18 protein-coding genes are annotated in these 25,010 nt (G+C 41.9%); 9 read left to right on the top strand and 9 right to left on the bottom strand.

Translation table 11 applies throughout. From position 1 onward, the window contains the following. Positions 1-22: 22 nt before the first annotated feature. Positions 23-661 carry a Fe-S biogenesis protein NfuA gene (gene nfuA / locus GVV58_RS09390; RefSeq protein ID WP_005096238.1) on the bottom strand — a complete coding sequence of 213 codons (639 nt, stop codon included), beginning with the start codon at positions 659-661 and terminating at the stop codon, positions 23-25. A gap of 159 nt (positions 662-820) precedes the next feature. On the opposite strand from nfuA, the gene GVV58_RS09385 reads away from it, so the two are divergent. Both GVV58_RS09385 and GVV58_RS09380 read left to right on the top strand, forming a co-directional pair. Continuing rightward, a complete protein-coding gene (locus GVV58_RS09385; RefSeq protein WP_159516422.1) occupies positions 821-1,438 on the top strand; it encodes a rhomboid family intramembrane serine protease in 618 nt (205 codons plus the stop codon). A gap of 219 nt (positions 1,439-1,657) precedes the next feature. Continuing rightward, positions 1,658-3,199: a hypothetical protein gene (locus GVV58_RS09380; protein ID WP_159516421.1), complete on the top strand. Its 1,542-nt coding sequence runs from the start codon at positions 1,658-1,660 to the stop codon at positions 3,197-3,199. 161 nt (positions 3,200-3,360) lie between these two features. On the opposite strand, the gene GVV58_RS09375 is transcribed toward GVV58_RS09380, so the two are convergent. Next, positions 3,361-4,980: an inorganic phosphate transporter gene (locus tag GVV58_RS09375; RefSeq protein WP_005096235.1), complete on the bottom strand. Its 1,620-nt coding sequence runs from the start codon at positions 4,978-4,980 to the stop codon at positions 3,361-3,363. Positions 4,981-5,513: 533 nt separating this feature from the next. On the opposite strand from GVV58_RS09375, the gene metH reads away from it, so the two are divergent. Together metH and GVV58_RS09365 are read left to right on the top strand one after the other, a co-directional pair. Continuing rightward, on the top strand, positions 5,514-9,200 hold the full coding sequence (gene metH / locus GVV58_RS09370; RefSeq protein WP_159516420.1) for a methionine synthase: 3,687 nt from the start codon (positions 5,514-5,516) through the stop codon (positions 9,198-9,200). A gap of 302 nt (positions 9,201-9,502) precedes the next feature. Continuing rightward, on the top strand, positions 9,503-10,774 hold the full coding sequence (locus tag GVV58_RS09365; RefSeq protein ID WP_252721264.1) for a hypothetical protein: 1,272 nt from the start codon (positions 9,503-9,505) through the stop codon (positions 10,772-10,774). Between the two features lie 95 nt (positions 10,775-10,869). Here GVV58_RS09365 and GVV58_RS09360 read toward each other — a convergent pair whose 3' ends face one another. Continuing rightward, complete coding sequence (locus tag GVV58_RS09360) at positions 10,870-11,232, bottom strand: DUF559 domain-containing protein (protein ID WP_159516418.1); 363 nt, start codon at positions 11,230-11,232, stop codon at positions 10,870-10,872. 292 nt (positions 11,233-11,524) lie between these two features. Between GVV58_RS09360 and dhaK the strand changes: the two genes are divergently transcribed. Beyond that, the gene (dhaK, locus tag GVV58_RS09355) at positions 11,525-13,255 is read left to right on the top strand and encodes a dihydroxyacetone kinase subunit DhaK (RefSeq protein ID WP_159516417.1); all 1,731 of its coding nucleotides are present in this window, start codon (positions 11,525-11,527) and stop codon (positions 13,253-13,255) included. A gap of 89 nt (positions 13,256-13,344) precedes the next feature. Here the strand turns inward: dhaK and GVV58_RS09350 are convergent, their stop codons facing one another. From GVV58_RS09350 to GVV58_RS09340, 3 genes are all read right to left on the bottom strand, one after another. Then, complete coding sequence (locus tag GVV58_RS09350) at positions 13,345-14,619, bottom strand: glutaminase (RefSeq protein WP_100355297.1); 1,275 nt, start codon at positions 14,617-14,619, stop codon at positions 13,345-13,347. Between the two features lie 218 nt (positions 14,620-14,837). Further along, positions 14,838-15,644, bottom strand: a complete 807-nt coding sequence (locus GVV58_RS09345) for an SDR family oxidoreductase (protein WP_159516416.1) — start codon at positions 15,642-15,644, stop codon at positions 14,838-14,840. Positions 15,645-15,664: 20 nt separating this feature from the next. Beyond that, a complete protein-coding gene (locus tag GVV58_RS09340) occupies positions 15,665-16,336 on the bottom strand; it encodes a hypothetical protein (RefSeq protein ID WP_159516415.1) in 672 nt (223 codons plus the stop codon). A gap of 174 nt (positions 16,337-16,510) precedes the next feature. Between GVV58_RS09340 and GVV58_RS09335 the strand changes: the two genes are divergently transcribed. The 3 genes from GVV58_RS09335 (at position 16,511) to GVV58_RS09325 (ending at position 21,409) form a co-directional block, all read left to right on the top strand. After that, complete coding sequence (locus GVV58_RS09335; protein ID WP_159516414.1) at positions 16,511-19,405, top strand: valine--tRNA ligase; 2,895 nt, start codon at positions 16,511-16,513, stop codon at positions 19,403-19,405. A gap of 65 nt (positions 19,406-19,470) precedes the next feature. After that, positions 19,471-20,748 (top strand): ATP-binding protein, encoded by a 1,278-nt coding sequence (locus GVV58_RS09330; RefSeq protein ID WP_159516413.1) that lies wholly within the window; start codon positions 19,471-19,473, stop codon positions 20,746-20,748. Between the two features lies 1 nt (position 20,749). Then, positions 20,750-21,409, top strand: coding sequence for an HNH endonuclease (locus GVV58_RS09325; RefSeq protein WP_159516412.1), 660 nt, complete (start codon positions 20,750-20,752; stop codon positions 21,407-21,409). A gap of 143 nt (positions 21,410-21,552) precedes the next feature. Here GVV58_RS09325 and GVV58_RS09320 read toward each other — a convergent pair whose 3' ends face one another. Together GVV58_RS09320 and GVV58_RS09315 are read right to left on the bottom strand one after the other, a co-directional pair. Next, positions 21,553-21,960 (bottom strand): DUF559 domain-containing protein, encoded by a 408-nt coding sequence (locus GVV58_RS09320; RefSeq protein WP_159516411.1) that lies wholly within the window; start codon positions 21,958-21,960, stop codon positions 21,553-21,555. A 150-nt stretch (positions 21,961-22,110) separates the two neighbouring features. Continuing rightward, entirely contained in the window at positions 22,111-23,154 is a 1,044-nt protein-coding gene (locus GVV58_RS09315) for a molecular chaperone DnaJ (protein WP_159516410.1), read from the bottom strand. 162 nt (positions 23,155-23,316) lie between these two features. Between GVV58_RS09315 and GVV58_RS09310 the strand changes: the two genes are divergently transcribed. Beyond that, entirely contained in the window at positions 23,317-23,853 is a 537-nt protein-coding gene (locus GVV58_RS09310) for a hypothetical protein (RefSeq protein ID WP_100357276.1), read from the top strand. Positions 23,854-23,903: 50 nt separating this feature from the next. On the opposite strand, the gene GVV58_RS09305 is transcribed toward GVV58_RS09310, so the two are convergent. Next, entirely contained in the window at positions 23,904-24,620 is a 717-nt protein-coding gene (locus GVV58_RS09305) for a carbonic anhydrase family protein (protein WP_005096211.1), read from the bottom strand. Between the last annotated feature and the right edge of the window lie 390 nt (positions 24,621-25,010).

Genomic DNA, 25,010 nt, shown 5'->3' with positions numbered 1-25,010 from the left:
ATGAACTATTCTATAGAACAGCTTATTTCATATACGCACCTTCAGATTGGCTATGATCCGTTTCATCAACGACATGCATCAATTCAGGAATATGCTGCTTTAGCGTGGTTTCTACCCCTTGTTTCAAGGTGATATCAATCGCTGAACAACCCTGGCAACCACCACCAAATTTAAGCACCGCCGTTAAGCCATGCTCTGGGTCTTCTTTGACTTCAACCAGGGCACAGTTACCGCCATGGCCTGCCAGACCCGGGTTAATTTCAGACTGCAATACATAGGTAATACGCTCTTCTACCGATGCATCTGGCCCCACACGTGGCACTTTAGAGTTTGGCGCACGGAAGGTCAGCTGACCACCAAAACGGTCTTTGTTGTAGTCAATCACGGCATCAAGTAAATACGGAATAGATGGCGAGTCGATAAAAGCAGGGAACTCAGGATATTCCTGCTTATAATCTGTCGGTACAACTTCATCAGGTGCACTATAAGCCATGCAACATTCAGCGCGAGGAGTACCCGGATGTTCTACAAAAACACGCACACCAATACCCGGGGTGTTCTGTTTATCCAGTAAATCCTTTAAATACTCTTGTGCTGTTGGTGTAATCAATAAGTTGGGAATTTCACCAACAACTGGAGTGCTGCTGTTCTCAGTCGACATAACAATAATTTCCTCAAGCTCAGACGGCTATTTTAACTGAAGATCGGGGGGAATTTTTAAAAATCAACTAAAATTGTCGGATTTATTATAAAAGTACAACTTTAGTGCAATTTTAATGGCATCATAATTGGCAAATAGGCACCATTAGAATTACTTTATATGCTTGATTTACCTTTTAATCACACCGTTACCATTATTCTGATCACCTGTATTGTGTCCTTTATTGCCTTCTCTAAAGAGACGGTGATGAATCGCCTGATTTTCTGGCCACCGGCACTGCAACGTGGACAATATGACCGCTTTATTAGCCATGGTTTTATTCACGCCGATGGAACTCACCTGCTATTCAATATGATTACCCTGTTCTTTTTTGGCAGTGTGATCGAGAGCTTTTATCGTCAGTATTTATATGATCTGGGTTTTATTCTGTTCTATCTGGGCGGTCTGATTGCAGCTATTATTCCAAGTTATCTGACCCATAAAAATAATCAGCGTTGGGCCAGCCTTGGTGCATCAGGTGCAGTCTCTGCAGTGCTGTTTGCCTATATTCTGTTTGAGCCGTGGAAGCTGATTTTTGTGTTCTTTATACCGGTTCCTGCGATTATTTTTGCCGTGCTCTATGTGGCCTATAGCATCTGGTCAGGCAAAAAAGGCAATAGCAACATTAATCATAGCGCGCATTTGTGGGGAGCAGCCTACGGCGTGATCATGACCATTATTCTGGAGCCACGCCTGATTCCGCATTTCCTGAATAAACTGATGCAGGTTCCGTTTTAATCAGGGTTATTGAAGGCTAGAGAAATAAGGCTACATATAAGATAAGCTTGATATTTCCGCTAAAAATAAATGAGAGCGCCATGGCTCTCTCATTTATTTGAAACATCTCGTAATATATTAAAAAGTCATGATGTCACTTATTGCCAATCTTGGAGTGAATTTTGCAGCGATAATGTATACATCTGTATATTAATTACTGTCATTTACGAGATATTTTGCATGTCCACTACACCAGACGGTCTTCAATTTCCGCTTCAGTCCAATCAACAAAAACCAAGTAGCTCAAAAACAGGACGCGCGATCATCGCAGCAGCTTTGGCCAATGTGAATCAGCACAGTGCTGCACAGGCACAATCAGAAAAAAACTGGCGCAAACAATATACCGTGCATTTTAAGCAACTGGTCGAGCAAGGGCTAAGCTCGCCTGAAGCCAGCCTGAAAATTGCTGAAGATGGTCTGGCACAGGCGCATCAGACCTTTGAATTTTACCGTGATGGCCAGAAGCATTTACTGAAAGATGCCCTCACCTTGCCCGCCGATCAACTACATAGCTTTAAATTGACGGGAAGCAGTCAGGCTGCACCAGAATGGTATGTGCCCTACCACGGCCAGAAGCTGCAAGGCGATGCCTTAGTGAAGCAGATTGAACGTTGGGAAAACCAAGGTATTATGGAAAGCAGCCATGCCAATGCCCTGCGTGAATGTGTGGCGCACCCAGAATGGTTTGATTTGTCAGATCGAACCATGGTGCTGTTTGGTGCTGCATCTGAAGCTGGCCCTTTGACCTGGCTGGCAAAATGGAAAGCCAATATTGTGGCGATTGACCTGCCCAACACCCGAGTCTGGGGCAAGATTATCGATACCATCAGCCAAGGCAATGCCACGCTGTATGCGCCCTGTACTGAAGCACTTGCAGAAGATACGCCTGACGATGTTCTAAAAGAAAAACTCGGTGCCAATCTTTTGACTCAGATTCCCGAGATTGCTAAATGGCTATTACAGTTTGAGCCGGATCTGGATCTGGCCGCAATTGCCTATCTGGATGGCGAGAAGCATGTGCGTGTTTCGATGGCGATGGATGCCATCATGAAATATGTCAGCGAACAAAAAGCCAATACCAGCCTGATGTATATGTGTACCCCGACCGATGTCTATGCGGTTCCAAGTGAAGTGATTGAAGCATCAAAAGTGAAATATGCGGAGCGCTCCAAAGCACAGACACTGATTTCCAAAGGTGTATCGACTGTAAGCCGCAAACACTTTTTTCAGAAAAATGCGCATGAGCTGATTCAATCTGGTGACCAGTCTTATGGGATTTGTGACTGTCTGGTGGTAGAACAAGGTCCAAACTATGCACTGGCCAAACGCATTCAACAATGGCGTGCTACTTTAGCTCGCGCTCAGGGTCAACGTGTCAGCATCAATATCGCTCCATCTACAACCACGTATTCAGTCACCAAGAATCCGCTATTAAAAGCCGCGTTCAACGGTGCCAGTCTGTTTGATGTCGAAGCTTTTGCACCTGAAACCACAAATGCACTGATGGCAGCCCTGTGGATTCATGATCTGCGTAATGCTACCTCTGTGGCCAATCCTGAAGTGAAGCTGAATCATCCACTGGAATTGATGATGCAGGGTGCGAATCATGGTGGTTTGTGGCGAGTGGCTTATCTGGCGCGAACTGCATTACCTTTTGCTGCCCTGTATGGTTTTGCGACAGAGAAGTTACCCAAGGGATTATTGAGTAAGCTTAAGAAGTAATTAATTTCCTTGACTCTACCCTTCTCCTAGAGTCAATATTATTTTTATTCAAAATTCTCCCCCTCTCCCCAACCCTCTCCAACCCTCTCCAAGGGAGAGGATTTTAAAAAACTTCATAAAAAAACGCTGCAAAAGCAGCGTTTTTTACTTATCTAATAATATTAGAAAACTTTAAGTAACAACCAGTACAAAGTACCTGATAAACAAATTGTGGCGGGTAAAGTGAAAACCCAGGCAGACAGAATGGTTTTCACCATCTGGAAGTTCAGACCTGACTTATTCGCCACCATGGTACCTGCAACCGCAGAGTTCAATACATGAGTGGTCGATACCGGCATCCCGAAACCATCCGCAGCCGCAATGGTCGACATCGCCACCAGTTCAGCAGACATCCCCTGACCATAGGTCATATGCTGCTTACCAATACGCTCACCGACTGTCACCACAATACGCTTCCAGCCAACCATAGTACCCAGACCCAGCGCCAGAGCAACGGCCACTTTCACCCAGGTCGGGATGTATTGCAAGAATGAATCCAGACTGTCACGGTATTGATCTACCGTTTTGTCCTGTTCAGCCGTCATTGCAGGTAAAGCTTCTGCTTTGTCCAAACGCTTGAAAGCCGTGGTACTTAGGTACATGTCATTCCGGAATTCTGAAACCTGTGCTTCAGGCACTTCCCTAATGCTGCTATAGCTACCGACTTTTTCACCTAAATGATCTGTGAGGCTCGCCAATGCAGGCACCACTTCAGGGGTGATTTCTTTGGTTTGGATATAAGTCGTGATGATCTGACGCGCTTTTTCATCTTCAATATCCGCATGGTCTGGATAAATCGCATTGGCCGTTTGCGCAGACAATTGCCCAAAAGTCTGGATATGCTGTTGATCTAGGTTTTTGTTGAGTGAGTACGCCATTGGTACACAGCCAATCAAAATCAACATGATCAGCCCCATGCCTTTTTGACCATCATTTGAACCGTGCGCAAAGCTGACACCGGTACAGGTAAAGATCAAAATGGCACGAATTAAAGGGGGTGGCGGTTTATTACCTTCAGGTGGCTGGAACAGCTCCACCTGTTTCTTAAAGATTTTTTTCACCAGCAAGAACAGCACAGCGGCAAATGCAAAACCGATTAAAGGCGAAAATAACAGCGCCTTACCGACTTTCATCACCTGCTCCATGTCTATACCCGATGCACCGCTACTCGCGTGCAGAATGTAGTTCATGATACCCACACCCAGAATCGAACCGATCAGGGTATGTGAGCTGGATGCAGGAATACCAAGAAACCATGTTCCCAGGTTCCAGACAATCGCAGCGATCAGCATGGCAAACACCATGGCAAAACCTGCTCCGGAGCCGACATTCATGATCAGCTCAACAGGTAACAGTGCAATAATACCGTAAGCCACCGCACCACTGGCCACCATAACCCCAAGGAAGTTACAGAAACCGGCCCACATTACAGCGACAGGCGCAGAAAGTGCATTGGTATAAATGACCGTGGCAACCGCATTGGCAGTATCGTGGAAGCCATTGACGAATTCAAAGCCCAGCGCAATAAACAATGCCGTCGCCAGGAGAATAATTGAATACAAACCCAGTGCAGGAACATGCGCTAAATCGGCAGACAATTGAAAACCGATATAAATAAGAGTAGAGATAATGACAGTTAGAAAAACTGGCATAAAGAATTTTGGTGTCGGCACGTGAACATTGGTCGACTTGTGCGAAGCCGACTCGTGTGCTGAATCTATGGGAGTTTGATTAGGATTCATGCAAGCAGGAATAGAGGATTCAAGAATTCCCCTATTGTTCAGTTAAATTGTGACAATTATATGACAAACTGCTGTCATATGAAGCAATAATTTAGATTTTCTTGCTGCTGTTCGTCCTGTTTAATCCCGAGTAAAACACTGCCGTTTGATTCAATAAATCATCAACTTAAGATAAAATTCCAGCTTTTCAGAACTCAAAAACGTGTCCTGTTTTTGCGCTTAAAGCTTTGAAACTCCCTCTACGCTTAAGATGACAATAATTTCTATGTACAGAGCATAGTCAATAAATATGACAATTTCATGAATAAAAGCATCAGCTTAATTTTTCAAATATATTTTTGCCAGTTTTAGCCAGATCCCATTTTAAAGCTGGATACTGCATAGACCGGATAACAAAAACCTGTCTTGTTCTAACTGACTTATCAAATTTTCATATCATGCATATCCATCATTCTGAGAAAGGAGGCGCAGAATTCAAGCATTAATTCTGCTAATATGGACGATGTTTTTTGATTTCTACTGAGAAAGTTTGAATGTCGACACTTGCCACCTTAAAAGAACTTCTTGCCAAGAAAATTTTAATTATCGATGGTGCGATGGGTACCATGATCCAGCGCCATAAACTGGAAGAAGCCGATTACCGTGGCGAGCGTTTTGCTGATTGGGCTTATGATCTGAAAGGCAATAACGACCTGCTCGTTTTGACACAACCACAAATCATTCAAGGTATTCATGAAGCTTACTTGGAAGCTGGCGCCGACATTATTGAAACCAATACCTTTAACGGTACGCGGGTTTCGATGTCTGACTATCATATGCAAGATCTGGTTCCCGAGATTAACCGTGAAGCCGCGCGTCTGGCCAAAGAAGCCTGTGCCAAATATTCAACCCCAGAAAAACCACGTTTTGTGGCAGGTGTGATTGGTCCGACATCACGTACCACGTCTATTTCTCCAAACGTCAACGATCCAGCCTTCCGCAACATCACTTTTGATGCCTTAAAAGTGGATTATATTGAATCAACCAAAGCGCTGATTGAAGGTGGTGTCGACATCATCCTGATTGAAACCGTATTCGATACTTTAAATGCCAAAGCTGCGATCTTTGCGGTGAAAGAAGTCTTTAAAGAATTGGGCTATGAACTGCCAATCATGATCTCAGGCACCATCACCGATGCATCTGGCCGTACCTTAACCGGTCAAACCGCAGAAGCGTTCTGGAACTCGATGCGTCATGCAGAACCGATCTCGATTGGTTTTAACTGTGCGCTTGGTGCAGATGCGATGCGTCCACACGTCAAAACCGTGTCGGATGTAGCGGATACTTTTGTTTCAGCACATCCTAACGCTGGCTTGCCAAATGCCTTCGGTGGATATGATGAAACACCGGAAGAAACTGCAGCTTTCATTAAAGAATTTGCGGAAAGCGGTCTGATCAATATTACCGGTGGTTGCTGTGGTACCACACCGGATCACATCCGCGCAATTGCACAAGCAGTGGAAGGCATTAGCCCGCGTCAAATTCCTGAGATTGCGCCAGCTTGTCGTTTAAGCGGTTTAGAACCATTTAACATCACCCCAGATTCACTGTTCGTGAACGTCGGTGAACGTACCAACGTCACTGGTTCGAAAAAATTCCTGCGTCTGATTCGTGAAGAAAACTTCGCCGAAGCACTCGATGTTGCCCGTCAGCAGGTTGAAGCCGGTGCACAAGTTATCGATATCAACATGGATGAAGGCATGCTGGATTCACAAGGTGCCATGGTGCACTTCCTGAATCTGATTGCGTCTGAGCCGGATATTTCACGTGTGCCGATCATGCTCGATTCTTCTAAATGGGAGATTATCGAAGCAGGTTTGAAATGCGTGCAAGGTAAAGCCGTGGTGAACTCGATTTCCTTAAAAGAAGGTTATGACGAGTTTGTCGAACGTGCCCGCCTGTGCCGTCAGTACGGTGCCGCAGTGATTGTGATGGCATTTGATGAAGATGGTCAGGCCGATACAGCCGCTCGCAAAAAAGAGATCTGTAAGCGCTCTTATGATGTGCTGGTCAATGAAGTGGGCTTCCCTGCTGAAGATATTATCTTTGACCCGAACGTGTTTGCGATTGCGACAGGGATTGTAGAACATAATAACTATGCGGTTGATTTCATTGAAGCGACTGGCTGGATTAAAGAAAATCTGCCCCATGCCATGATTTCAGGTGGTGTCTCTAACGTCTCGTTCTCATTCCGTGGTAATGAGCCAGTACGTGAAGCGATTCACTCAGTATTTTTGTACCATGCCATTCAAAAAGGCATGACCATGGGGATTGTGAATGCCGGCCAAATGGCGATTTATGATGACATTGATAAAGAATTAAAAGCTGCCGTTGAAGATGTGGTTCAAAACCAGAATCAAGGCGAAAGTGGTCAGGATGCAACAGAACGGCTGCTGGCTGTCGCTGAAAAATATCGTGGTCAAAGTGGTACGCAAAAAGCCGAAGAAAATCTTGAGTGGCGTAATGAATCTGTTGAGAAACGTCTTGAATATGCACTGGTCAAAGGCATCACAACGTATATCGATCAGGATACTGAAGAAGCGCGTTTAAAATCAACCCGTCCACTGGATGTGATTGAAGGCCCATTGATGGCAGGTATGAACGTGGTTGGCGACCTGTTTGGTGCCGGTAAAATGTTCTTGCCACAAGTGGTAAAATCTGCGCGTGTGATGAAGCAGGCAGTGGCTTGGCTGAATCCGTTTATTGAAGCTGAGAAAACCCAAGCTGAAGCCAAAGGTAAAATCCTGCTCGCGACGGTAAAAGGTGACGTACACGACATCGGTAAGAACATTGTCGGCGTGGTGCTGGGCTGTAACGGTTATGACATCGTGGATCTGGGCGTGATGGTGCCGTGCGAGAAAATCCTGCAAACCGCAATTGATGAAAAAGTCGATATTATCGGTTTGTCTGGTTTGATTACGCCGTCTCTGGACGAGATGGTCTTTGTTGCCAAAGAAATGCAGCGTAAAGGCTTTAACATTCCACTAATGATTGGGGGTGCGACTACCTCTAAAGCGCATACGGCTGTGAAGATTTCACCGCAATATCAAAATGATGGTGTGTACTACACAGCTGATGCTTCACGTGCCGTGGGTGTGGCAACACAATTGCTTTCTGCCGAGATGAAACCAAAACTGGCAACGGACTATGCGGCGGATTATGAAAAAATCCGTACACGTTTAGCCAATAAGCAGCCGAAAGCCGCCAAACTGTCTTATGCAAAATCAATTGAAAATGGCTTTAAAATTGATTTTGGTGCACACACTCCAGTAAAACCAAACTTCATTGGTTCGGAAACTTTCACCAATTATCCACTTGAAACCTTGGTGGAATATTTTGACTGGACACCGTTCTTTATTTCTTGGAGTCTGGCGGGTAAATTCCCGAAAATCCTGGAAGATGAAGTAGTGGGCGAAGCAGCACGTGACTTGTTTGAACAAGCACAAATTATGCTGAAAGATATCATCGAGAATAAACGTTTCGATGCGCGTGCCACCTTCAGCATTTATCCTGCCAACCGTGTGGCAAGCGACACTGTTGCTGTGGCAGATGAAAATGGCAATGTGACCCATACTTTTGAACATCTACGTCAGCAGTCGGATAAAGTGACAGGCAAAGCCAACTATTCTTTGGCGGACTTTATTGCACAGAAAGATGTGGCTCAGGATTATTTGGGTGGTTTTACAGTTTCAATCTTTGGTGCGGAAGAGCTGTCGCAAGAATACAAAGCCAAAGGCGATGATTATTCTGCAATTATGGCGCAGGCTTTAGGTGACCGTTTTGCGGAAGCATTTGCTGAACATTTGCACCAGCGTATCCGTAAAGAATTCTGGGGCTACCAAGCAGATGAACAATTGTCGAATGAAGATTTGATTAAAGAGAAGTATGTCGGTATTCGTCCTGCACCGGGCTACCCTGCGTGTCCTGAACATTCTGAAAAAGCGCCACTCTTTGACTGGTTAGGTACAACTGACAAGATTGGAACTTACTTAACCTCTAGTTTTGCAATGTGGCCACCTTCATCAGTCAGCGGTTTCTATTATGCAAATCCTGAAACTGAATACTTTAACGTGGGTAAAATCTCTGGCGACCAGTTGGAAGATTATGCGAAGCGTAAAGGTTGGACGCTGGATGAAGCGAAACGTTGGTTAGCGCCGAATTTGGATGATTCAGTGGTTTAATCCCCCTCGATCCCCCTTTGATAAAGGGGGAAGATTCCATTCGTATCGAATATAAAAAACCCCTCAAGTGAGGGGATTTTTTTGTTTTAATCTCCCTAAATCCCTCTTTAAAAAAGAGGGACTTTCACGTATCAAATTCATTACGTGACAGCTCCTCCCATTTTTAAAGGGATGTTGGGAGGGATTAAAAAATCACGTAAATTAAACTATACTAAACCATTAAAACTAAAACAATTTTCTAAATCATGGATCAATTTAGTACCAGAGAATTAGCCTCAATTACATGGGGAACCATACTTATAATGGCTTTAATATTCTACTCTGTAAAAAATGTTCAGCTCAGATATTCTCTTATCACTGTTATCAAAGCATTTTTTCAAATTAAAATTATTACTGCTATTTTATTAATTACTACCTATGTCTTGCTAAGTGTATTTATCTTATACCAAATACAAATCTGGGATATTAGTCAACTTAAAAATACATTTTTTTGGTATATAATATTTGCAATAGGCACTATGTTTAGTTTAAATACTATCAAAGAAAATTCACATAACTTCTTTATTCAAACTATACGATCCTCAATAAATTTAAGCATCCTCCTTCAATTTATCATTAACTTCCATACATTTAATTTCTTCTTAGAATTAATATTGATTATTCCATTTGTCACTCTTGTAACTATTTTGAGTGCTGTTGCTAATGAAAGTATAGAACAGCAGAAAGTTAAAAAACTTTGTGAGTTCTTACTAGCTTTGATATTTCTCATATTCTTTATCCATTTCATTCTTCAAACTTTTAAAGCCCCCTCAACATTTATCAATTATCAAGCATTACAAGATTTCTTCGTACCAATTATTTTGACAATACTCTATCTACCATTTCTATGGTTTTTTCTGCTATATATAAAATATGAAGAAATTTTTGTACGACTTCAATTTCATATCAAAGATAAAAAACTTATCACCCTTACAAAATTTTTAGTCATTATTAACTTTCGAACTCAAAAAGATTTGATTGATGAGTGGTTTCATCATATTAAGATTCATAAGATAGAAAACTATCAACAACTAATCGATTCTTTTTCGCTCGTAAAGCATAGGAAATCTAAAAGAAGTAAACTATCTAATACACCTTTAGATCTGGGCTGGAGTGTATATCAAGCAGAAAGGTTCCTAAGTGGCTACGAACTCCAAGTTAAATATTCTGATATTGGCGATGAAATTTGGTTTGGATCTAAACTAATTGAATTAGATGATGATTTTAATCCTTCTACATTAATCTACTATATTCAAGGCAATGAAGATGCTGTGAAGCAATTAAAAATTAAACTATTTCTCTATGACATTAATCTTACTCCAAATTACTTAAATACCTTCATCGAAGCTATAAATTGCTTACTCAGAAAATCACTGCAAGCTAGTTTAGATCACGGTCATATAGATAATATTTATAACTTGGAGAATTTTTCAAATACGTTACACAATAAGTTACTTGAATTTCAATATGAAAAATTCACTCATTCAGTTAAACCCACTTGTGAACTATCATTCTGCATAAAGCCCCCCTCCTAGCTTCCCATTTAAAAAGGGAGGAACTAGCCAAATCCACAACCGCAATCAAATTCGCGCGAAGTCCCTCTTTTCCAAAGAGGGATCTAGGGAGATTTTTATGAAAGCTCTTTCAGACAACACTGATAAATCGTTTCCACCGCATCATCCAACTGCCCCACCACCTGCCCATTATCAAATCTCAACACTTTCAAACCAAGCTGCATCAAAGCCTCATCCCGAATCCGATCTACTTCCAAACCGTCATCGGTAAAGTGCTGACTACCATCACATTCAATCACTAAATTGGCAGCAGGACAGTAAAAATCAACGATGTAATTTAAAATTGGTTTTTGCCGATAGAACTGCAAACCTAAAATTTGCTTATTACGAAGTCGTGACCATAACAACTTTTCAGCATCGGTCATGTTGTTGCGTAAATCACGCGAGGCTTGTTTTAAGTTTTTATTGTAGGGTTTCATTTTTTATTCTCTTTTAATAATCCCTCCTCTTGCGCCATACATGGCTCACCTTTAAAAAAGGGAGGGATACCACGAATCGAAAACCGCAATCAAATTCGCGTAAGTCCCCCTTTATCAAAGGGGGATTTAGGGGGATTCTTTTAAAAATAAATATACATCAAAAACCGCCCCTTTTCTAACCACCCAACCCCAAATCATCCGCTTTTACATTTTTAACTCTGCAAAAATCATTACTTTCTATAATAATAGAGCAATAAATTTATCTCCCAAATCAATCACTCTTGGTGTTCCAATGAAAAAACTCATCAACAACCCTGAAAACCTGGTTGTCGAAATGTGCAAAGGCTTCGTCCTCGCTCATCCAGAACTCGCATTTACCGAGTCACACAAAATCATTTCAAGAAAAGCAAAACATAATAATGTCGCACTGATCAGTGGTGGCGGCAGCGGTCACGAGCCGGCACATGCAGGCTTTGTCGGCGCAGGTATGTTAGACGCAGCCGTTTGTGGTGACGTATTTGCATCACCTTCACAAATTCAGGTCTACAAAGCATTGCAGCATGTTGCAACAGACAAAGGCGTGCTGATGATCATTAAAAACTATTCTGGCGATATGATGAATTTCCAGAATGGTGCAGCGCTTGCAACAGATGACGGCATTAACGTGGATTACGTCAAAGTAGCAGATGACATTGCAGTCAAAGACAGCTTATATACTGTCGGTCGTCGTGGTGTTGCCGGTACAGTATTGGTGCATAAAATTGCCGGTGCAGCTGCATCAAAAGGTTTAGAGCTTGCGGAAGTCAAAGCTGTGGCTCAAAAAGCTGCGGACAATGTCATTAGTCTTGGTTTTGCTTATAGCTCATGTACCGTTCCTGCCAAAGGCACACCAACCTTTACTCTTGCCGATGATGAAATGGAATACGGCGTGGGCATCCACGGTGAACCGGGGATTCGTCGTGAAAAAATATTGCCATCAAAAGAACTGGCACAACGTATTGTTGATGACCTGTTTCTTGACCGTCCTGACCTGACTGAAGTAGCGGTATTGGTCAATGGTTTTGGTTCAACGCCAATGCAGGAGCTGTATGTCTTTAACAACGATGTTTGCGAACATTTGGCACGTAAAGGCATCAAAATTTATCGTACTTTTGTCGGTAACTACATGACCAGTATCGACATGAACGGTGCATCGGTATCTTTACTTGCTCTGGATGCTGAACTGAAAACCTATTTAGATGCAGAAGCCAATACCCCTGCATTTAAAACGGATGGTTCACCTGCACTACCTTTTGAATTTGCAGCAAAAAATGCAGCAGCTGAACGCAGCGCCAATACCGAAGTTGAAACCCAACCTGAACATGCAATAATCAGCAATGAGCAATTCACGATTGAGAATATGCGTTATGTCGTCGATGTCATGGCGGCTTGCATTATTAAAAATGAAGTGCCTTTCTGCGAGCTAGATGCCCATGCCGGCGATGGTGACTTTGGCATGAGCGTGGCCAAAGGCTTTAAACAGCTGAAACGTGAATGGCAAAGTCTGATTCAAGCGCAGCATATGGATGAATTCATGCTGAACTGCTCAATGATCATTATGGAACACTGTGGCGGTGCATCAGGTCCAATCTGGGGTTCAGCCTTCCGTGCCGCGAGTAAGGCCATTCAAGATAAAACCAGTTTAACTGTCGCTGACTTTGCTGAAATGTTGCAGGCGGCAGTCAAAGGCATTCAAGTGACCGGTGAGCGTTCATTTGGTCGTGGTGCCGTGGTGGGGGATAAAACCCTGATTGATGCCCTAGTACCATGTGCAGATTCATGGTCTGCCAATACCGGCAAGACTTTTAAAGAAAACTTTGTCTTGGGTGCAGCGGCTGCGGTAAAAGGTGCAGAATCGACCCAAGAGATTGTGGCACGTATGGGGCGTGCGGGTACGGTCGGTGACCGTAGCTTGGGCTATCCGGATGCCGGTGCACATGGTTTAGGTGTGATCTTTAGCGACATTGCAGCACATATTAAATAAATCATTTATTAAAAAAGCCTCGAATCATCGGGGCTTTTTTTATTTCCGGGTATACAGCCGGTGCTCAAGCAAGACAGCAGAAAAAGCGTCTATTGAAATTTTTCTAGATACTTGTTCAGGTTTTCTTTGACCACGACTCTTTTATTACCCTTCATCTGTGCTTCACTCAAAATTCCTTCCGAGTCAACCACCACAACAGGATGACCATCCTTTTTCAAACGCGCCACGCCTTCAAATAACATGCGGGCGCCGACATTATGAATTAGGGTCAAATTGGTCAGATCCAGTATAATTCGTTTTTTGCCTTCCGGTTCATCTTCCAAAATACGCAGCAGCATTTCCGATTCAGTAAACTGCAATACGCCACGCAGTTCATACACCACCACATGATCGCGTTTTCCAGTGAGATAACGGTTTTGTAAAATGGTTTGTGCCGACGGCGTTCCTTCCATTAAATGTAGCCCCATTTCCCGGGATATACGTTCAAAGATATCGACCCCACGCGCGCTATGCCCATGTTCATCAATTCGCGGAGAAAATACGGCGATGCCCACCTGTCCAGGCAATACGCCAATAATGCCGCCTGCGACCCCACTTTTTGCCGGAATGCCCACCGTGGTCAGCCAGTCACCGGCAGCATCATACATCCCGCAAGTGAGCATCACGCTCAGGACTTGCCGCACCACAGAGCGATCCAATAATTTTTTACCGGTCTGCGGCTGAATCCCACCGTTGGCGAGTACTCCGGCAATCATCGCCAGGTCTTTGACCGTCACCTTGATTGAACATTGCTTGATATAACCATTGACAATCGCTTCTGGATCTTCTTCCAATACTCCTACTGTACGCAGCATATAACCCAAGGATCTGTTACGAAACGCCGTTTTCAGTTCAGAGGTATATACATCGGTATCAAAACTCAGTTCACGTCCAGCCAAACCGCTTAAAAAACGGCGCAACTGTTCCGCCCGGGATACTGTGCGTTTATAGGGAATCAGGGAATGGGCAGTAATGGCACCCGAATTGATCATCGGATTTTTCGGAATATTGGTGTCTTTCTCCAGTGAAATCTGGTTAAAGGCCTCGCCCGAAGGTTCCACGCCCACTTTTTCCATGACCTTGGTCAGGCCGACTTTCTGCAAGGCCAAGGCATAGGCAAAAGGCTTGGACATGGACTGCATGGTGAACTCAACCTCGTCATCACCGGTGGAATAGATCGTGCCATCTACGGTGGAGAGTGCCAAAGCAAACTTCTCTGGATCGACTGCTGCCAGCTCAGGAATATAGTCGGCCAAGGCCCCTTTATCATTGTCTTGGCAGGAGCTTAAAACATGCTTGAGATAATCTGGCACTGGTGTTTTCATCGAATGAGCGTATTCCAATTCACTATTATTTTTAACTAACATAGCGGTTTTTGACTTAAGTACCAGAGTGAAAAGGTAATTTTCTGCATATCTGTGTGATGGGTTGTGCACACTTTGCGTCAGCTCCTCCAGAAATTAAATTGTAGGTTTGTTCTAATTTTCTTTTTCAGAGCGATCAAAAAAGGGCAATACTGCCCTTTTTATTGAGTCTGGATGATCTATTTCACCTTGGTTCTGCGAATCATCTTGTACAGGACTTTTGGCGAAATACGCGACACCAGTACCCCGAGTTTTTCTTTCTTGCCGCCAATCACGATATATTCTTCGCCACTCTGCAAAGCTTGTACAGTTTGACGGGCAAAATCTTCTGCGGACAGACCATTTTCAATCGCTTCATCTGCATGCCCTTGCGGCTTCCCTTGACCATTTAAAGCGTTCAGGGACACATTGGTTTTAACAAAACCGGGGAAAATCACCGATACGCCAACCCCCTGATCTGTCACTTCAGCACGCAGGCTGTTGGCCCACATATGAATTGCTGCTTTGGCTGCGGAATAAGACGCGCGATATTGTGTACCGAGCAAACCTGCAACACTGGAAATAAACACGATACGGCCGGTTTTTTGTGCCAGAAAATTTGGCAGTACGGTTTTGGTCAAAAATACCTGCGAGAAATAATCGACTTCCATAATGGCGCGTTCAGTCTGCATGGTGGTTTCTGCAATCAGGGCACGCTGACTGAGTCCGGCATTATTGATCAGCCAGTCAATCCGGCCTTTTTGTTGCACAACCTGCTCATAGGCATGGCGAACCTGACTTTCATCGGTGATATCAGCCGTGATGGAAATATGCTGATCCGGATTGATCAGGCTTTGGCGCACATTTTCCAGTTCTTCATGACGGCGCGCAGTCAATACCACCTGCGCTCCCTGTGCGGCACATTGCTGTGCAATCGCCTTGCCAATCCCTGAAGATGCGCCAGTAATCCAGACCACTTTTCCATTTAAACTTTCAACTTTCGCCATGAAATCCTGTTTCCTTTGTTTTAATAAATATGGTGCGGCCTTTCATCTTCCAGAAATGCCAGTAAATGCTCGAAATAATAACGCATCGTATCAGCATCATAGATGCTACCGAGCTTGTCAAAACGTTTATAGCCGAGCTGGGTGGTTAGGTGAATCACCCCATTTAAGGTTTTATCGACCACAACATTAAACTTCAACAGGTTTTTCGGTTCACGGATCAGACAGGTCACGCCCTGATCAACGACCTGGGTAAAGGCTTTGAGTGCCGGCGAGACATACTGATGATTGCCGGTTTTCATCTGATCCACACAACCCAGTAACTCCATCACCAGCATCTTTTCCACCGGATAACGCACAAAAATATCGCCGTCATGCGTATAGGTCATGCGATGCAGATAATTCACCATGGGCATGAGCCGTTCATTGCCAAATAAGGAAACCGACCAAGGCATATATTTACGTGTCGTCTCAATAATGTGCTGAATCACTTTTTCAGATTCACTGTCGGGAGATTTCGCGATCTGCACCATCTGACCAAAAATCTGGTCAATAATTTCACAGGCCATATCGGCCAGATTTTCACCGAGCGGTTTAGCCAGACTGTCTGGATCACCGGCATTTAATCTAGAATGAAGGTCGATAAAGCGCTGATGGGTTTCAGGCTGGATCTTCAGGGAAATGCTATAGCTCATCTTGTTATCCTTTTTAATCTTCTGCGATGAGTCGCGTTTTTTATCTTTGCATCATACGACGAGTTGCTCTGCATGCCAATTGGCTAAAGTTTGCATTTGGTTAAGCTGCCGCATGCACTATTTTTTTTGCTACAATAGATCCAATTTTTCATTCACTTTTGATCTGTTTAGACTATGACTGACTCAGCGCAAAATATCGCGACAACCTACGATCCGACCGAGATCGAGAAAAAATGGTACCAAACTTGGGAAGAGCGTGGTTACTTTAAGCCGTCTGAAAAAGGCGAATCTTTCTGTATCATGATTCCGCCGCCAAACGTCACTGGTAACTTGCACATGGGTCATGGTTTTAACAATGCCATCATGGATGCATTGACCCGTTATAACCGTATGTCAGGTAAAAATACGCTTTGGCAACCGGGTACTGACCACGCCGGTATTGCCACCCAAATGGTGGTAGAACGTCAGCTTGGTGCAGAAGGTATTAGCCGTCATGACTTGGGCCGTGAAAAGTTCATCGAAAAAGTCTGGGAATGGAAAGAACAGTCTGGCGGTAACATTACCCGTCAAATCCGTCGTTTGGGTTCTTCTGTAGACTGGTCACGTGAACGCTTCACTATGGATGATGGTCTATCCAATGCGGTCAAAGAGGTATTTGTAAAACTGCATGAACAAGGTTTGATCTACCGTGGTAAACGCCTTGTTAACTGGGATCCAAAATTACAAACGGCGCTTTCTGACTTAGAAGTTGAGTCTGATAAAGAAGAAGCAGGTTCATTGTGGCATCTGAAATATTTCTTTGAAGATAAATCATTGCGCACGCACGATGGCAAAGATTATATCGTGGTCGCAACCACCCGTCCTGAAACCCTGCTCGGTGATACTGCCATTGCAGTTGCCCTGGATGATGAGCGTTATGCGCATCTTGTCGGCAAAAACATCATCCTGCCGATTACCGGTCGTAGCGTGGCAATTGTTAAAGATGAATATGTTGACAAAGAATTCGGTACCGGCTGTGTAAAAATCACCCCTGCGCATGATTTCAATGACTATGAAGTGGGTAAACGCTGCGAATTGCCAATCATCAACATCTTCAACAAAAATGCTGAAGTGTTGGCTGAGTTTGAATACATCGCAAAAGCAGGCGAGCAAATTTCTAAAACCATCCCTGCACCTGCGGAATATGTGGGCTTAGATCGTTTTGAAGCACGTAAAAAATTAGTTGAACAAGCTGAAGCTGAAGGCTGGTTAGAGCAAATCCAACCGTATACGCTTAAACCACCTCGCGGTGACCGTTCAGGCGTGATCGTTGAGCCTCTACTTACTGACCAATGGTATGTGAAAATTGCCCCTCTTGCTGAGCCTGCAATTAAAGCGGTGAAAGATGGCGAGATTAAATTTGTACCTGAGCAATACAGCAACATGTACATGGCCTGGATGAACAACATCCAAGACTGGTGTATCTCGCGTCAATTGTGGTGGGGTCACCGCATTCCTGCTTGGTACGATGTAGATGGTAATGTTTATGTAGGTCGTGACGAAGCTGAAGTTCGTGCGAAAAACAATATCCCTGCCGATGTTCAATTAGACCAAGACGAAGACGTACTCGATACATGGTTCTCATCGGGTCTTTGGACGTTCTCAACTTTAGGTTGGACTGGCGATGAAGCCAAAGATAAAGAAAACTATTTCTTAAATACTTTCCACCCGACTGATGTACTTGTGACTGGTTTTGACATCATCTTCTTCTGGGTTGCCCGCATGATCATGATGACCATGCACTTCATGAAAAATGAAGATGGCACACCGCAAGTTCCGTTTAAAACCGTGTACGTTCACGGTTTGGTACGTGATGGCGAAGGTCAGAAAATGTCTAAATCTAAGGGCAACGTGCTTGACCCATTAGACTTGATTGACGGTGTTGATCTTGAAACTTTAGTACAAAAACGTACCACTGGTTTGATGAACCCGAAACAAGCATCGAAAATTGAAAAATCAACGCGTAAAGAATTCCCTGAAGGCATTCAATCTTACGGTACAGATGCGGTTCGTTTCACATTCTGTGCGCTTGCCAACACAGGTCGTGACATCAAGTTCGACATGAAGCGTGTTGAAGGTTACCGTAACTTTGCCAACAAAATCTGGAACGCAACCCGTTTCGTGATGATGAACTGCGAAGAACAAGTGATTGGTCAAGAAGTACGTCAAGACCTTTGGGAATTGCCTGAACAGTGGATTGTAAGCCGTCTACAAAAAGCAGAACAAGCAGTGCAAACAGCATTTGCAACCTATCGTTTAGACTTGGCTGCACAAGCGATTTACGAGTTCATTTGGAATGAATATTGTGACTGGTATGTCGAGCTGACTAAGCCTGTTCTGAATGATGAAAATATCTCGGTAGAACGTAAAGCTGAAATCCGCCGTGTTCTTCTTGCTGTGATGGAAGCGTCTTTACGTTTGGCACATCCGTTGATGCCTTACTTGACAGAAGAAATTTGGCAAACGCTTGCGCCGAAACTGAACATTTCTGGCGAAACAATCATGTTGGCTCAGTACCCTGTTGCAGATGAAGCGAAAATCAACGAACAAGCTGAAGCAGATATGCAATGGCTTCAAGGTTTGATTGGTGCGGTACGTAACATCCGTGGTGAGATGGGTCTAGGTAATGCTCGCTTGTTGCCTGTTCTTCTTCAAAACACGACTGATGCTGAAAAAGCGCAGATCACACGTATTGAAGCGTTATTCACTGCGTTGGCTAAAGTTGAGAGCATTACTTTCCTTGCGGACGGTGAACAACCGCCATTGTCTTCTTCATCTGTAGTGGGTCATGTGTCTGTATTCGTTCCAATGAAGGGCTTAATTGACCCTAAAGCGGAATTGGGTCGTCTACAAAAAGACTTAGACAAGGTTCAAAAACAGCATGACCAAATTGCAACTAAACTTGGCAATGAAGGTTTTGTGGCGAAAGCGCCTGCTGCGGTTGTTGAAGGCGAGAAAGTAAAACTTGCTGAGTTTGCTGATCAGTTAGCGAAAATTAAAGCGAATATGGAGCAAATTGCTGCGCTTTAATGTGTTGTTAATTCAACCAATTTCGTAGTATAAAGGGCTGATTATTCAGTCCTTTATACATTTATATGCCATACATACAAACTTATAATTTTCATAAAAAGACTCTGAACTTCTGTAATGCCAGCAGACTAAAACCCTTTCAAAATGTTTTTACTATTATTACTGGTAATAATGCAACTGGTAAAAGTCGATTACTGAATTCAATTATTAGTACAACTCTAGATTCACCAGCCTATAACTTCAATAAAATTATTGCAATATCAAATACTTTAAACAATAAATTCCCTGATTTTTTTAATCCTAAATACATTAAACTAACAAATATCGAACACTCAGATTTACATAAGATAAAAAAAACACCTATTGAGACTGATGTTGATTATTTCAAATCAGAGCTTTATAGAATTTTTATCAATTATGGTTTACCAGTCAATTTATCTCGACCATATACTCTTAATTTAGAAAAAATATTACCTTTTGTTGCCATTAAATCGATTGAGCAACCATCAATTCTGAAAAAAATAAAAATATTATTCGATTTCCTAAATATTAAAGGAAACGTAAAACTCACATTTGAGATTAAAAATAGAAACAAGCTATTAAAAATATTAGAAGAGGTTTTACTTACTGTTTCAACAACTGAAAAAACAGCAATCCAGATAAAAAAGATATTTAATGATATTCAATCCTTTCAAAATAAAACGATTTATTTAGATGAACTAATTGACTATCCAGCATGCTATGAACTAATGCGTTGTGGAATTTTAAATATATCCAAGATTAGGTTTGCTTTAAAAGATCATTCATATGAATTATTTTATAGGGATTTAAGTTCTGGGCAAATATCAGTTCTCTCAATTGGTCTATCATTGATTTATGCCTTAGAAGATAATGCTTTAATATGTATTGATGAACCTGAGATTAATCTACATCCTGAATGGCAAAAACAGATTATTGAACTTATTCAATTATTATCAAAAGATTACAAGGGTTGCCATTTCTTCATTGCTACTCATTCTCCGTTACTCATATCAAATCTAGACAATGAAAGCTTCATATTAGATCTATCAAAAAATAATTTAATTAATTCAAGCGATACAATCAATAGATCATCAGACTTCCAACTTTCTGAGGTTTTCAACTTTCCTGGCAACAATAACGAATATTTAATTAGAAAATTGATTTTAATATTAAACCAATTAAATAACCAAGAAATAACCGAATTAGACAAAGAGTCTTTAGATTTAATAGAACATATAAAAAACTTAATTAATCAAAATAAAATAGACCAAGAGGATAAGGTACGAATTCTTTTTAACCTTGTTGAGAGCTATAGAGGTTAAAATGCAAGTGTGTCTAATACCTAGTGAACTTCAAAAGTTTATTGATAACTATGACAAAAAAAATTATCAACTTTGGAATGATACGACAAATAAAAATATGAAAGCTTTTAGATCTCTAGTTCGTGCTCACTATCTATCTGATCAAAAACTTACTTGCTTTTATTGTAAACAGTATATTTTTTCAACTCATGGATTACATTGGCAAGTAGAGCACATTTTACCAAAATCCTTATTTCCTCAATTCTTATTTGAACCAAAGAATTTAATAGTCATCTGTCCTGATTGCAATGGAGAAAAAGGTGACAAAAATCCTCATGTAGATGGCGATAGAGCCTGCTCACAACCTTCCTATCCGAGCACAAGTGGTCGTTTTAAAATCATTCACCCTTTCTATGATACATATGAAAATCATATTGAGCGAGTACCTGCAAATCATTGTGATTATCCTGACCATTATTTCTTAAGAGCTCATACTCCTAAAGGAAAAGCTACTGTAAAAATGTGTGACCTAAATCGTTTTTATCAGGAATTTGCCGGTTATAAAGATATGAAAGGAAAGCAAGTCGCGGCATTAGATGAGTTTATTGAAGAAAAAGATATAAATCTGCTGACACGTGAACAAAAAATGGCATTAGTTCAAAAAATTATGGCAAGTATGTAACCCTCACCCCAGCCCTCTCCCATAGGGAGAGGGAGCGTCATTTGATTTAATGCCTGCATGAATTTCACAATGGCGTTCCCTCTCCTTTTAGGAGAGGGTCAGGGAGAGGTGCTTTTAAATTTCTTTCATTATAAATTCTTCCCTCACCCTAGCCCTCTCCCCGAGGGAGAGGGAACTTTTACATTTTTTAGTTTTAGCTCAGTACACACCTGCCACAAATCCTCCAAAACCACATCCGTCTTTCCCAACACATCATGACTCCAATAACGCACCAATTTTAAACCCAAAGCCTCTAAAAACTTAGTCCGTTCAACATCATATTCTTTTGCATCATCCGTTCCATGCTGACCACCATCCAACTCAATCACTAAACCAATGTCATGGCAGTAAAAATCCACAATATACGGTGCAATTACATGCTGACGACGGAATTTAAGATTTATAAAACGCTTGGCACGTAAAACTTGCCACATGAGATATTCAGCATCGGTAGCGGTGTGGCGCATGGATTTGGCGAAAGCGAGTAATTGAGGATCTAGCTTTTTATTCATGGAATTTTTTAATTATTTTTATTTAGATTAGCAAATTTTATTACCTCTCCCTGACCCTCACTTGCGCTTCGTTTCAAAGCAGTGCTTTAAAACTTGCTCAGGAGAGGGAATTTTCATTATTACATCTAGAGTTATTATACGAATAAGGGATTAAAGCATCCCATGCCTTAAAAACATCTCTAAGCCACTCACCTTCTTGATATATCTCAAGCGTTCTTTTTCTACTTTAATCTGCTGCTTTATGGCCAAAGTATCTTCATCAATCTGCTTATACAGATCAGCAATTTGAACTTTCCCTTTCGTCTTTTTCACCGCAATTTTGGTTTTATGCGACCACACCAAAGTCTCAATTAACGCATCAATTTGAGCTTGTAATGTCTGACTCTGCGCATCTAACGCCAGTTGATAAAGCTTGATTTGCTCTGCAGTTAAACTCTTTTGTGAAGGATCTCGGTCTTGTTCAATCTGAAGCTGCATTTTCAATAAAGCAAATAAATCCTGCTTTTCATAAGCCTGATTGGCATGTTGCAACAACTCTGTCTTTTTTATTTTCTTGACATCATTCGCTTCACGGTCAGGATGAATGGCCGCCGCAATTTTTAAATACACGGTTTTCAATGACTGCTCTGCCATCGCTGCTGCCTGCGCCTGTTTTTCCTGCTGGCGTTTTAATCTGGCTTGCTCACGTACTTGTTGAAAATGTTCACTATCCCATTCTTCAAACACATCTGTGTCGGCCTGATCTATACCATTTTGATCTTCGGAAAACCCTTCTGGTGCATTGGTCTTTTTCTGATTTTTTCTGAGTTGGATATGTTCATTGAGCTGCTGATAGTAACTATCAATTTCATTGACTTTACGAGCTTCTTGCACCGACATTGCCTGTGAATCTTTTAAGTAAGCCACCAGAGATTGAATTTTTTCATCCAGTACGACGATCTCGGCCTTGGAAAATTCTGCCTCATGCAGATGCTGCCACAATTGTTCAAGCTGCTCAAACAAAACACCATGCAATTCATGATAGACCGGTATGAAATTTTGCTGTGTATATTGTCGAATCTCTTCTTCGGCCTGCTGCCACTGTGCCAGCTCAAGCTTCTGCTGTGCAATTTTATCAATCAGGCGATCCAGCTTTTTCTGCTGTGTCGAAAGCGCTGTGAATGGCTGAATCATGGTTTTTAAATTGAAAGACATGATATTCAAAATAAGCAGGACAGATTATTAAGTTTAACGGTTTTATGAGACAGGTGTATGCCAGTTATCGACACAAATATACACCTTATGCAAATAAATTTTGTTTAATATCAAACAATATAACAATAACTTAATTTGTGACTGTGCTGAAAGGAGATTCAGATGGCAACTCAGGCAGATTTAATCTTTAATCAGGAACTCGCTGCATGGGTACAAGCGCTAGGATCTGTGTTTGCAATTTTTGTCGCCATTAGTGTGCCCTTATATTTAAATCATTTGGCACAAAATCGTGATAATGCCTTACAAGACATGCAAAAACAAAAATTCTTTGTCACGATGCTGCCGACACTTTATCGTATTCGCCGTTATAGTGCTGACTTCATTGAACAAATGCAGTTACATCAGCAAAGTACTCAAAATATCTTACATACGCTAGAAACCGAATATCTGGAATTGATTCCGGTCTTTTCTAAAGAACTGCATATATTTGTACATAGTCAAATTTATGACCCAAACCTGAATCAATTGGCATTTGAACTGTTTCATTCCGAGGAAATTCTGCAACAACATTTATTACAGCCTAAAAACCAGAAACAGCTCAAGCATCAAGCTTTACTGACCCAACATAGCCAGTATATTCATGATGCGAGCCATCAGTTAATTAAACAGATTGAAAAGAGCCATCACCTACAACCTTAAATTGCCTTTTCAGGCCATCAATGTGTAGGCGAATGGCGCAAACAAAATGATTATTCCACAATGACACGACCATTTAATGGCTGTACCGGACGGTTATTCGGATGCCCCATTAATTTGAAAAATTCAGCAATCTGTTTGGCTGAAGCCTGTTGGATCTCTTTTAAAATGAGCCAGCGCACACCCTCTGAACAAGGTGGGGTGGTCAGCGAGCCACTAAAGCGATAATAATCCAGATTTTTAGGCAGCAACTGATTGACAGGCTGTGGTGTTTTTAACACGACTTTTTCCCCCTGCTTTTTCGGCAAACGCTTCCACATCTGTTTTAGCATCTGGCTGTCCTGCCCCTGCTCAAACATCATACCAACCACTGCCAGCTCACCATCAGCATTGGCATGGACAAAATGAATCTCTAAAGGATAACTTTTACCTTGAATCAGGTTCTCACTCGGACTATGCAAATGGAACTGTTTCAGTTCAAAACGCTCCCCATCTAGCTCCAGCTCACCACCTTCGGCAAAGTCCACCTGAATGGTATGACCTTTATTTTCAATGGCTTGAATCATGGTGTTATAACTAAATTTCAGCGGTTCCAGTTGTGCTTTTACCGTCCGCTCAATATTAATTGGCGACTGATTCGCACCATCACAGGCAGTATATTTCTGGCTTAAATTCGACCATTGTTCAGGCTGCATATAGCCCCAATTGGCATCTGCATAGCCTGCCGTACTCAAACCAAACACTGTTAAAAATGTGAATATTTTTTTCACAATAATTTTCCCTCTTAGAACCGTAATCAATAATTTTTCATTTAGAAAACAAATTTTTAGGCTTATGACTGCCTCATTTTTCAGAGCACAAACTACAGATTTTTACTTAATTTTGGTGAATTACTTACAAATTTCCAAACACTTAAGCCTATGAAAAGATAGAGTATTTATAAATTATTATTTAAATTTCAATAAGATAATCATTTTAGTGTCCTAAACCAACTTGGAATAAAGTGTGAGCTGAATCACAATTAAAGTGATGAATATTTATGCAATATTTACATGAAACTTCTAGCTACTTCATAAATAAATCTGATTATAAATTCGCTCTATTTTTTAATAATATATTTTATATTCAAAAGCTTACATAAACACAGCAGTAAATAAACC

It is taken from the genome of Acinetobacter sp. 18QD2AZ41W, from assembly GCF_009829025.1.
In the GTDB taxonomy this organism is placed as follows: domain Bacteria; phylum Pseudomonadota; class Gammaproteobacteria; order Pseudomonadales; family Moraxellaceae; genus Acinetobacter; species Acinetobacter pseudolwoffii.
The sequence above is the reverse complement of the archived record's forward strand: the minus strand, read 5'-3'. Positions and strand labels throughout refer to the sequence as shown.

What these genes read in the sequence shown, in the direction of transcription:
- GVV58_RS09365 (WP_252721264.1), top strand. Translation starts at nt 9,503, where the DNA reads ATGGCTTTAATATTCTACTCTGTAAAAAATGTTCAGCTCAGATATTCT.
- GVV58_RS09310 (WP_100357276.1), top strand. Translation starts at nt 23,317, where the DNA reads ATGGCAACTCAGGCAGATTTAATCTTTAATCAGGAACTCGCTGCATGG.
- GVV58_RS09320 (WP_159516411.1), bottom strand. Translation starts at nt 21,960, where the DNA reads ATGAATAAAAAGCTAGATCCTCAATTACTCGCTTTCGCCAAATCCATG.
- GVV58_RS09330 (WP_159516413.1), top strand. Translation starts at nt 19,471, where the DNA reads ATGCCATACATACAAACTTATAATTTTCATAAAAAGACTCTGAACTTC.
- nfuA (WP_005096238.1), bottom strand. Translation starts at nt 661, where the DNA reads ATGTCGACTGAGAACAGCAGCACTCCAGTTGTTGGTGAAATTCCCAAC.
- dhaK (WP_159516417.1), top strand. Translation starts at nt 11,525, where the DNA reads ATGAAAAAACTCATCAACAACCCTGAAAACCTGGTTGTCGAAATGTGC.
- GVV58_RS09385 (WP_159516422.1), top strand. Translation starts at nt 821, where the DNA reads ATGCTTGATTTACCTTTTAATCACACCGTTACCATTATTCTGATCACC.
- metH (WP_159516420.1), top strand. Translation starts at nt 5,514, where the DNA reads ATGTCGACACTTGCCACCTTAAAAGAACTTCTTGCCAAGAAAATTTTA.
- GVV58_RS09340 (WP_159516415.1), bottom strand. Translation starts at nt 16,336, where the DNA reads ATGAGCTATAGCATTTCCCTGAAGATCCAGCCTGAAACCCATCAGCGC.
- GVV58_RS09350 (WP_100355297.1), bottom strand. Translation starts at nt 14,619, where the DNA reads ATGAAAACACCAGTGCCAGATTATCTCAAGCATGTTTTAAGCTCCTGC.
- GVV58_RS09325 (WP_159516412.1), top strand. Translation starts at nt 20,750, where the DNA reads ATGCAAGTGTGTCTAATACCTAGTGAACTTCAAAAGTTTATTGATAAC.
- GVV58_RS09345 (WP_159516416.1), bottom strand. Translation starts at nt 15,644, where the DNA reads ATGGCGAAAGTTGAAAGTTTAAATGGAAAAGTGGTCTGGATTACTGGC.
- GVV58_RS09375 (WP_005096235.1), bottom strand. Translation starts at nt 4,980, where the DNA reads ATGAATCCTAATCAAACTCCCATAGATTCAGCACACGAGTCGGCTTCG.
- GVV58_RS09360 (WP_159516418.1), bottom strand. Translation starts at nt 11,232, where the DNA reads ATGAAACCCTACAATAAAAACTTAAAACAAGCCTCGCGTGATTTACGC.
- GVV58_RS09315 (WP_159516410.1), bottom strand. Translation starts at nt 23,154, where the DNA reads ATGTCTTTCAATTTAAAAACCATGATTCAGCCATTCACAGCGCTTTCG.
- GVV58_RS09335 (WP_159516414.1), top strand. Translation starts at nt 16,511, where the DNA reads ATGACTGACTCAGCGCAAAATATCGCGACAACCTACGATCCGACCGAG.
- GVV58_RS09380 (WP_159516421.1), top strand. Translation starts at nt 1,658, where the DNA reads ATGTCCACTACACCAGACGGTCTTCAATTTCCGCTTCAGTCCAATCAA.